This is a genomic window from Rhodanobacter fulvus Jip2 (assembly GCF_000264315.1).
GTDB classification, from domain to species: Bacteria; Pseudomonadota; Gammaproteobacteria; order Xanthomonadales; family Rhodanobacteraceae; genus Rhodanobacter; species Rhodanobacter fulvus.
In genome coordinates this window covers 1-8857 of sequence record NZ_AJXU01000082.1, presented here as the reverse complement: position 1 = coordinate 8857, position 8857 = coordinate 1, and the positions used below count along the sequence as shown (strand labels likewise).

Genomic DNA, 8857 nt, shown 5'->3' with positions numbered 1-8857 from the left:
GAGCAGGGGAGGGAGAAAATCGTCAGTTGCTGATGGCCACGGTGGTCGCGCCCTTGAAGCTGTCGGTGCCGGAGATCACGATGCGGTCGCCCTCCTTCAGGCCATCGAGGATTTCCACCTTGTCGATGCTGGAGGCGCCCACGCGGATCGGGGTCTTGGTGGCGATGTCGTCGTGCACCAGGTAGGCGTAGCTGCCGCCGGATTCATCCACGAAGGAGCCGCGCTGCACGGTCAGCACGTTGTCGCGCTTGTCCAGCAGCACGCGCACCGACAGGCGCTGGTTCTGCCGCAATTGCTTGGGCGTGTCGGCCTTGAAGCGCAGCCGCGCCGCCACCTGGCCGTTGACCACCTCGGGCGAGATCGCGCTGACCAGGCCTTGCCACACGTGGCCGTTGCCGCTGATCTCGCCGGCCATGCCGATGCCAAGATCGCGGGCGAAGCTTTCCGGCACCTGCATTTCCACCTGCAGCGCGGAGAGGTCGATCACGCTGAGCAGTTGCGCGTCTTTCGCCACCGTGGCGCGCTCGGCGATGAACAGCTGGCCGACCTGGCCGTCCACCGGCGATTTCACGTTGAGGTCGTCGACCTGGCGCTGCAGATCCTTCACCAGCAGCAACTGGCGTTCGTGCGCCAGCTTCTTCGACTGGATGTCGAAGTTGAGGCTGGCGTTGTCCATGCCCAGGTCGGCCTTCGCGTGCTGCAACGTGATCTGCGCCTTGTGCAGCGCGTCCTTGGCGCGGTCCACGTCCATGCCCGGCACGGCACCCTTGCCGAATGCCTTCTCGTTACGATCGAGATCGCGCTCGGCGGCCTGCTCGTCGATCTTGGCGTTGTCGTACGCCTTCTGCAGTTCGCCGCGCTGTTTGCGCGCATCGATCTGGGCGCGCTGGTAATCCACTTCCATCGCGTCGGCGTTGCTCTGTTCCTGCGCCAGCTTGTTGGTCAGCTCGGGGCTCACGATGGTGGCCAGCACCTGGCCTTCTTTCACCGTATCGCCCGCGTGCACCTTCAACGTCACCGCGCCGCCCGACGTGGCGTACAACGTGGGGCTGACCGCCGCCACCACCTTGCCCTCGGCCGCGATGTCGCGCACGAACGGCCCGCGCTCCACCGTGGCAAACGACAGCCGCGAGCTGCTGACCGACGCGGAGGCGGAAAACATCCGCCCGATACCCGGCGCCAGCCACACCAGCAGGGCCAGCACGGCCACGCCGACGCCCGCCAGAATCACCCGTCGCCGACGGTTGGGTTTGACCTCGACCATGCGGTCTTGCGCGGAGGTGTCACGAATCATCTTGCCCTTCCCGACCGCGGACAGCGCGGTTGCACGAGAGGGATTGCAAGCGATGTGCCAGCGAGGATGGCTGGTTATATTTCCATAAAATCAATGGGTTGGATATTTGACCATCGCTACGCGGAGTGTCCGCGGACAAGGGCGCGGACAGGCGGACAGGTTGGGGGGACAGCGCCCCCTTCCGCCCTTCGGGCACCTTCCCCCGTGAAACGGGGGAAGTGATCGGACTCCTCGAAACAGCCAACTTCCTTCCCCCGCTTGCGGGGGAAGGTGCCCGCAGGGCGGAAGGGGGGCGCTCTTCAAACCCCGGCCATCCTCTCCAGCGGCAACGCCTCAGCCCGCGCAACCTGCCCCGCCACCCGTTGTCCCGCCATGGAAGCCACCGATGCAAGGCGCCCATCAAACACGCGCAAGCCGGCCAAGGCCCGCCAGGCAAAACAACACAAGCGCGCACTTCTCGGCTGGAAACGCCGCGACATACGCCAGCCAACCGGAGGCTCCACGCCCTCGCCCGCCGCCAGCAACCGATCCCAGGCGAGATAGTCGGTATCCGGCAGCAGATGCAACCGGGCCTGGGTGGCGCCGCGGACATCCACGCACTCGATCCACTCGCGCGGCCCCTCCGTGGTCACCTCGCCCACTTCCGCCAGCCAGTGCGTGCGCAACAACGGCTGCAGATCGGCCGAACCCAGCAGCCAGCCAGGAGGCGACCGGGTGTCAGCACACTCGCCTGGCAGATACAACACGCAGCCGAGGGCCGGCAACCGACGCATCAGTTCCAGCGGCGTGATCCGCCGCCAGCGCCGGGTGACGTGGGTAGGTGCGGGGTGATAGCCCAGACACTGCAGGATGGAAAATGGACGGCCAAACATGGATCACCTCGACGGTGGCCCGGCTGGCGCATGCGCACTGGCTGAGGCGTGGAGACTGGGGGTGGCTCGGGTTACTTGGTGAGGATCAACTTGTCGTTGCGGGTCAGGCGCAAGTGGTACTCGTTGCCCTGATGCTGGATCACCAGCTCACGCGCGCCGTCGAGCAGCGCGAGACTGCTGACGCGGCGTACCGCACTGGTGGTCATCGACAGGGGACGCCGACGCGATTCGCCAATGGAAACGGCGGGGGACGACAACAACAGGGACGAAGGCGGCATCGGGAGCTCCAGCGCGGCGACGGTTTAGAGATGATAATGATTCTCATTACCCTGTCAACCGCCCGCGCCGCCTCCCGCGAAACCCCCGTTCAGCCCGCCATCGCCTGTTCGATCCGCTGCGCGACGGCGGCATCCAGCCGCGGCAGCACGTCCATGGCGCCCAGGTTGTGCTCGAGCTGCTCCAGCCGGCTGGCGCCCAGCATCACGGTGGAGACGTGCGGATTCAGCAGGCACCAGGCCAGCGCCAGTTGCACCTGGCTCACGCCGAGGTCGTCCGCGATCGTCTTCAGCGCGCGCACCTTGCCGATGCGCTTGTCCAGCCCCTCACCCAGCAGGCTGTCGCGCAGCCATTCGAAACCCGCCTGCGCCAGTCGCGAATCCGGCGGCACGCCGTTGTTGTACTTGCCGCTGAGCAGGCCGGACGCCAGCGGTGACCAGATGGTGGTGCCCATGCCATAGGCGTCGTACAGCGGCGCGTATTCCACCTCCACCCGCTGGCGATGCAGCAGGTTGTATTCGGGCTGCTCCATCACCGGCGCGTACATGTGGTTTTCGCGGGCCACGCGATGCGCCTCGTGGATCTCATCGGCCGACCATTCGCTGGTGCCCCAGTACAACACCTTGCCCTGGCGGATCAGCGTATCCATCGCCGCCACGGTTTCCTCCATCGGCGTTTCCGGATCGGCGCGATGGCAGAAATACAGATCCAGGTAATCCACCCGCAGCCGCTGCATGGCCTGGTGGCAGGCCTCGATCACGTGCTTGCGCGAGAGGCCGCGCTGGGTCGGCAACGGGTTCACCGCCGAGCCGAAAAACACCTTGCTGGACACGCAATAGCTGTCGCGCGGAAAGCGCAGGTCGGCCAGCACGTCGCCCATCACTTCCTCGGCCACGCCGTGGTTGTAGATCTCGGCGTTGTCGAAAAAATTGACCCCGCGCGCGTGCGCCAGCGCCAGCAACTCGCGCGCCTGCGTGCGATCCACCTGCTTCCCGAACGTCACCCACGCGCCAAACGACAACGCGGAAAGCTGCAGGCCGGATTTGCCAAGGCGACGGTATTGCATGGGCGTTTCTCCATGGATCGGATGAGGTGCGCGACCGCAGCCAGCTACGGCGACGAACTGCCGACATTACCTCAGCTGACCTCAGCGCCGCGAGAAAGGCGGGCGGATCGGTGGAAAAAAACGTGGCGAACGTTCCCTCGCCTTCAGGCCGACGGTCGCTTGTACGTGGTCACCTGCGTCCACAGCGCCCGCGTCAGGGCAACGACCTCGTCGTGGCTGAGCTCCGTCTCGGCGCCGACGAACACCTCCATCATCACGCCACGCTCAGCCACCACCACCTGCCGGAGGGGTCCGGTCGGCTCGCTGCCGAAACCCACCGCCACTTCGGCCAGATCGCCAAATTCAGGCGATCCCGGGTTTCCGTAAGTCTGTCCGGCCTCGGCCAGGGTCAATCGCAAGGCTTGATCAAACTGGCGCGAGCCGCCCGCTGCGGCATGCGTGAGAAGCCCGACCTCGATGCGCCCACCATTGTTGTCGTCCCCGTCGACATGGAACTGGCAAGTACCCGAGCCACGCTCGACGACAGGCGCCCCATGCAGCGCTGAAGTCGCCGCCTCCAGCATCAGCGCGCAAACGTCGACGTTCTTCTCCGACGCCACCCGATGGTTGCAGCCGGCCAGCAACAACAGCGGGAAAACCATCAGGACGTGGCGTGACCCATGGAAGGACCGAAACCACGCCTTCCCCGCCCGCACGGAAACCGGGCCCGTAAAGCATCCGGGCCCATGAGTGTCTGGAGCATGCATCGGTCTATCCCCTGTCGATGATCAAGCGGCCAAGCGTCTTGCGGACCATACGCGACAACCGGGGGCACCGGAATGTGCATGCCATTCCCAGGAACGCCCGCACCAGCAGAGCCGCTAGATATTCGTCCCGTCGGACGGCGCCTTGCTGCCCAAGGGCGATGCCCCGGGCAAACCCGCCGCCGCAGGCGGGCACGGCGCGCCCACGCCAAACGACGTCATCGACAGCGAGCCATAGGCGTAACCATCCACCAGCACCTTCGGCGTTTCCCCGGTGGCCGCGCTGAACCCGGCGATGTATAGCAGCGGCAGGAAATGCTCCGGCGTGGGCGCCACCCGGCCGAAGTCGCGATGCGACACCAACTGCGCCGCATCCGCGGGGCGATCCGTCATCACGTCGATCGCCTCCTCGCTGAACGGCCGCACCCAGTCGAAACCCAGGTCGGGCGAACGCCCGTCCATGGCGCGCAGGTTGTGCACCACATTGCCGCTACCCATCAACAACACGCCGCACTGGCGCAGCGATGCCAGCCGAATGCCCAGCTCCACGTGATAACGCGCGGGCTCGGCGGCGTTGATCGACAACTGCACCACCGGCACGTCGGCATCCGGAAACGCATGCACCAGCACCGACCAGGTGCCGTGATCCAGCCCCCAGCTGTCCGCATCCGCCCCCACGTAATCGGGCTTCGCCACCTCCGCCACTTCCTCGGCCAGCTCCGGCAACCCGGGTGCCGGGTAATCCACATCGAACAGCGCTTGCGGAAAGCCGTAGAAATCGTGGATCGTCTTCGGCCGCGCCATCGCCGTCACTGCCGTGGCATTCACGTACCAATGCGCCGACACCATCAGGATCGCGCGGGGCTTCGGCACCGAGGCGCCAAACGCGCGCCAGGTTTCCGTATAGCGGTTGTGTTCGAGTGCGTTCATCGGGCTGCCGTGGCCGAGGAAGGCGGCGGGCATGAGGGTTGGATTTGGCATGGTTACCTCCGTGAACAACGGACATTACATCTGCAGCCGGCCTACAAGGTGGCATCCATTCAGGTTGAACCATGGCCTATCCTCGGTCCATGCCTCGACCGAAATTCTGCCTGTTGGTTGTCACTTGACAACTAAATGGGATCAACCTAACGTTCGCAAGGAGCTCCATTGGCTAGAAAGCCGCACCCAAAGGCCGAGATAGAAGCTGCTCTCAAGCATGCCGAGGAGAGCGGCTGGCGCATCGAGATCGGCGGTTCGCATGCCTGGGGAAAGATGTATTGCCCCTACAACGATGCGACCTGCCGCTGCGGAGAGTTTTGCATCGCCAGCATCTGGAGCACGCCCAGAAATGCCGGAAGCCATGCAAAGCAGATTCGGCGAGTGGTAAACAACTGCACGTCACATCGCGGCGGGACATCAGTAACGAGCGGAGGCTGACAATGACCGACTATGAGTTCACGTTGAAATTCAGCTTGCCAAGTTCGGGAGCTGACCCGGATCAGTACATCGAAGCACTGGCTGCGGCCGGCTGCGATGACGCGCTCATCGGCATCGGTCAAAGTGGTCGCATTGCCCTGGATTTCACTCGCACAGCGAAATCCGCGTTCGAGGCCATTTCGTCCGCTCTGCAAGATGTGCGCAAGGCCATTCCCACAGCCGTGCTGGTTGAAGCGTCGCCGGATTTCGTTGGCTTGACCGACGTTGCGGACATCGCGGGCTTTACCCGGCAAAACATGCGCAAGCTGATGATCGGCAACATGTCCACATTTCCTGTGGCGATTCACGAGGGAAAGCCGGCGTTGTGGCATCTGGCGACGATTTTGACGTGGCTCAACGAGCAACAGGACCGCGTTGTCGACGTTGCGCTGCTGGAAGTGGCCAGAACCAACATGGCGCTGAACATCGCCAAGGAAACACGCAAGCTGGCTGGAGCAACCTTGCCGAAGAAACTTGCGCCGCTATTCGCCTAGCAAGCGCAACCCGGCAAACACGCTCACCCCACACTCCACAGTCCCACTCCCAACACCACCGCCGCAAACACGCCCGCAATCACGTCGTCGATCATCACCCCGAACCCGCCCTTCACCCGCCGATCCAGCCAGCGGATGGGCCAGGGTTTCCAGACGTCGAACAGGCGGAACAGGGCGAAGGCGGCGACCGGCATCCACCAGGCCAGGCCGGTGGGCGGCAGCAATGCGGCGATGCCCAACGGCAGCAGCGCGATCCATTGGCCGATGAATTCGTCCCAGACCAGGCTGCGGTGGTCGTCCACGCCCAGCGCGCGGCCGGCGATGGCGCAGGCTCCTGCGCCGATGGCGAAGCCGACCAGCAATGCCACGACGTAAAGCGGCAACGGCAGCTGGCGCAGCGCCAGCCAGGGAATGAAGGCGGCGGCCGAGCCGAAGGTGCCTTGCGCGATCGGTGCCAGGCCGGAGCCGAAACCGCAGGCCAGCCAGCCGGCGGGAGTGGCAAGCAGGGCGCGACGCTGGTCGGGGCTGAGGGTCTTTTTGGCGCTCATGCGAAATGTTCCCAGCCCTTCATGGTGACGGTGAGCTCGCTGCCATCGGCGGCGCGCACGCGTACGCCATGCCCTTCGGTGATGCGGCCGATGCGGGTCACGGGGCAACCGGCTTCGGCCAGCGCGGCCAGTGCGTCCGCCAGCCGCGGCGGCGGCACGGTGAAGCAGAGTTCGTAGTTGTCGCCGCCGCTCAGCGCCAGCTGAATCGATTCATCCTCGCCATGCAGTTCGCGCAGCGCGGGCGAGCGCGGCAGTTGTGCCGCTTCCAGTTCCGCGCCCACGCTGCTGGCTTCGCAGATATGGCCCAGGTCCGCCAGCAAGCCGTCGGAAATATCCACGCAGGCGGTGGCCAGCCCACGCAGGGCAGTGCCGGCGGCGACGCGCGGATCAGGTCGGGTCAATCGTTCGATCAGGAACTGGCGAAGAATGGCTTGGTGCGCGTCATCCTGCGGCGGCTCACGCAAGGCGTACAACCCGGCCAGCGCATCGCCCAGCGTGCCGGTGACCAGCACCTCGTCGCCCACCTGCGCGCCGGCGCGGGTCAGCGCCTGGCCGGGCGGCACAAAGCCGTGCACGGCCACGCTGATGCACAGCGGCCCGCCGGTGGTGTCGCCGCCGACCAGCGCCAGCCGGTGCGGTTGCGCCAGTTGCGCGAAACCTTCGGCGAAGCCGTCCACAAAGGGCGCGTCGGCCCTGGGCAGGGTCAGCGCCAGCAAGGCCCAGGCGGGCGTGGCGCCCATCGCGGCAAGATCGGAGAGGTTGACTGCCAGCGCTTTCCAGCCCAGGTCGGCGGGGGCAGTGCCGGGCAGGAAATGCGTGCCTTCCACCATGGTGTCGATGGCCACCACCAGCTCCTGCCCCGCCGGCACGGCCAGCACGGCCGCATCGTCGCCGATGCCCAGGCGCACGTCGTCGCGCGGCTGCGCGGTGAGTTCGCGGATGCGATCGATCAGCCGGAATTCCATCGGTGCGCCTGGTTGCTTTTTTGTGGGAGCGGCTTCAGCCGCGATGCTCTTTTGCGGGGAATCGGGAATCGGGAATCGGGAATCGGGAATCGGGAATCGCAAAAGCATCGCGGCTGAAGCCGCTCCCACAGATAGGTGGCTTCAGCTGCGGGTTTTCTCGACCGCGCGCAGTTCGCTGGCGAGTTTGTCCAGCACGCCGTTGACGTAGCTGTGGCCGTGGTCGGCGCCGAAGCGCTTGGTGACTTCGATGGCCTCGTTGATCACCACGCGGTACGGCACGTCGGGGCGGAATTTCAGTTCGTAGGCGGCCAGGCGCAGCGCGGCGCGTTCGATCGGGTCGATCTGGGCGACTTCACGGTCGATGTGCGGGCGCAGGCTTTCGTCCAGTGCATCGACGTTCGTTTCGACGCCGTGCAGCAGGTCCTCGAAATATTCCAGGTCGGCCACTTCCATGTCCTGCTCGTGGCGGAACTGGTCGATCACCGCGTTCATGTGGCTGCCGCTCAACTGCCATGCGTACAACGCCTGCAACGCGCGGCGGCGGGCACGCGAGCGCGCCTGCATGTCGATGCCTTGCTGGCTCATGCCAGTTGGCCGTACAGGTTGACCATTTCCAGCGCGGCCATGGCCGCATCCGCGCCCTTGTTACCGGCCTTGGTGCCGGAGCGCTCGATCGCCTGCTCGATGCTGTCGGTGGTGAGCACGCCGAACGCCACCGGCACGCCGGATGCGTACGCGGCCTGCGCCAGGCCCTTGGCGCATTCGCCGGCCACGTAGTCGAAGTGCGGGGTGGAACCGCGGATCACCGCGCCCAGCGCGATCACTGCCGTGTACTTGCCGCTGTTGGCCAGCTTGTGCGCGGCCAGCGCGATCTCCCAGGCGCCGGGGACGCGAACCAGGTCGATCGCATCGTCCGCCACGCCGTGGCGCACCAGCGCGTCGCGCGCACCGGCCACCAGCGGTTCGACGACAAAGCCGTTGAAGCGGCCGGCGACGATGACAAAGCGGCCTTTGGGCGTGGCGAAATCGCCTTCGATGATCTTCATTGCGAGGTTCCTTGGTGGGCGTGGCCCAGGCTGACCGGGCATTTTACGGGTTTGCAGGCCGTGCTGCTCGCTCAGCTCCCTCCCCTGCTCGCAGG

The 8857-nt window shown here is 65.7% G+C and carries 11 protein-coding genes; 1 reads left to right on the top strand and 10 read right to left on the bottom strand.

The features are described 5' to 3' along the window. Positions 1-22: 22 nt before the first annotated feature. From UU9_RS16810 to ygiD, 6 genes are all read right to left on the bottom strand, one after another. Positions 23-1294, bottom strand: a complete 1272-nt coding sequence (locus tag UU9_RS16810) for an efflux RND transporter periplasmic adaptor subunit (protein WP_007082968.1) — start codon at positions 1292-1294, stop codon at positions 23-25. A 299-nt stretch (positions 1295-1593) separates the two neighbouring features. Next, on the bottom strand, positions 1594-2166 hold the full coding sequence (locus UU9_RS16805; protein WP_050982476.1) for a hypothetical protein: 573 nt from the start codon (positions 2164-2166) through the stop codon (positions 1594-1596). Between the two features lie 71 nt (positions 2167-2237). Then, positions 2238-2444 (bottom strand): hemin uptake protein HemP, encoded by a 207-nt coding sequence (gene hemP, locus UU9_RS16800; protein WP_007082966.1) that lies wholly within the window; start codon positions 2442-2444, stop codon positions 2238-2240. Positions 2445-2533: 89 nt separating this feature from the next. Next, positions 2534-3508: a potassium channel beta subunit family protein gene (locus UU9_RS16795; RefSeq protein WP_007082965.1), complete on the bottom strand. Its 975-nt coding sequence runs from the start codon at positions 3506-3508 to the stop codon at positions 2534-2536. 143 nt (positions 3509-3651) lie between these two features. Beyond that, positions 3652-4149, bottom strand: coding sequence for a hypothetical protein (locus tag UU9_RS16790; protein ID WP_040671297.1), 498 nt, complete (start codon positions 4147-4149; stop codon positions 3652-3654). Between the two features lie 219 nt (positions 4150-4368). Next, the gene (ygiD, locus tag UU9_RS16785) at positions 4369-5232 is read right to left on the bottom strand and encodes a 4,5-DOPA-extradiol-dioxygenase (RefSeq protein WP_040671299.1); all 864 of its coding nucleotides are present in this window, start codon (positions 5230-5232) and stop codon (positions 4369-4371) included. Positions 5233-5672: 440 nt separating this feature from the next. Between ygiD and UU9_RS16780 the strand changes: the two genes are divergently transcribed. Further along, positions 5673-6203, top strand: coding sequence for a hypothetical protein (locus UU9_RS16780; RefSeq protein WP_007082962.1), 531 nt, complete (start codon positions 5673-5675; stop codon positions 6201-6203). A gap of 23 nt (positions 6204-6226) precedes the next feature. Here UU9_RS16780 and UU9_RS16775 read toward each other — a convergent pair whose 3' ends face one another. From UU9_RS16775 to ribH, 4 genes are all read right to left on the bottom strand, one after another. Beyond that, positions 6227-6751, bottom strand: coding sequence for a phosphatidylglycerophosphatase A family protein (locus UU9_RS16775; protein WP_007082961.1), 525 nt, complete (start codon positions 6749-6751; stop codon positions 6227-6229). Then, entirely contained in the window at positions 6748-7716 is a 969-nt protein-coding gene (thiL, locus tag UU9_RS16770; RefSeq protein WP_007082960.1) for a thiamine-phosphate kinase, read from the bottom strand. The genes UU9_RS16775 and thiL overlap by 4 nt, the downstream gene beginning before the upstream one ends. A 141-nt stretch (positions 7717-7857) precedes the next feature. Then, a complete protein-coding gene (gene nusB, locus UU9_RS16765; RefSeq protein WP_007082959.1) occupies positions 7858-8301 on the bottom strand; it encodes a transcription antitermination factor NusB in 444 nt (147 codons plus the stop codon). Further along, positions 8298-8762 carry a 6,7-dimethyl-8-ribityllumazine synthase gene (ribH, locus tag UU9_RS16760; protein WP_007082958.1) on the bottom strand — a complete coding sequence of 155 codons (465 nt, stop codon included), beginning with the start codon at positions 8760-8762 and terminating at the stop codon, positions 8298-8300. Before ribH ends, nusB begins: the two co-directional genes overlap by 4 nt. Positions 8763-8857 lie beyond the last annotated feature (95 nt).

Bases quoted from the DNA above. Each gene is read 5' to 3' on its own strand.
- UU9_RS16810 (WP_007082968.1), bottom strand. From the start codon at position 1,294: ATGATTCGTGACACCTCCGCGCAAGACCGCATGGTCGAGGTCAAACCC.
- UU9_RS16805 (WP_050982476.1), bottom strand. From the start codon at position 2,166: ATGTTTGGCCGTCCATTTTCCATCCTGCAGTGTCTGGGCTATCACCCC.
- hemP (WP_007082966.1), bottom strand. From the start codon at position 2,444: ATGCCGCCTTCGTCCCTGTTGTTGTCGTCCCCCGCCGTTTCCATTGGC.
- UU9_RS16795 (WP_007082965.1), bottom strand. From the start codon at position 3,508: ATGCAATACCGTCGCCTTGGCAAATCCGGCCTGCAGCTTTCCGCGTTG.
- UU9_RS16790 (WP_040671297.1), bottom strand. From the start codon at position 4,149: ATGGTTTTCCCGCTGTTGTTGCTGGCCGGCTGCAACCATCGGGTGGCG.
- ygiD (WP_040671299.1), bottom strand. From the start codon at position 5,232: ATGCCAAATCCAACCCTCATGCCCGCCGCCTTCCTCGGCCACGGCAGC.
- UU9_RS16780 (WP_007082962.1), top strand. From the start codon at position 5,673: ATGACCGACTATGAGTTCACGTTGAAATTCAGCTTGCCAAGTTCGGGA.
- UU9_RS16775 (WP_007082961.1), bottom strand. From the start codon at position 6,751: ATGAGCGCCAAAAAGACCCTCAGCCCCGACCAGCGTCGCGCCCTGCTT.
- thiL (WP_007082960.1), bottom strand. From the start codon at position 7,716: ATGGAATTCCGGCTGATCGATCGCATCCGCGAACTCACCGCGCAGCCG.
- nusB (WP_007082959.1), bottom strand. From the start codon at position 8,301: ATGAGCCAGCAAGGCATCGACATGCAGGCGCGCTCGCGTGCCCGCCGC.
- ribH (WP_007082958.1), bottom strand. From the start codon at position 8,762: ATGAAGATCATCGAAGGCGATTTCGCCACGCCCAAAGGCCGCTTTGTC.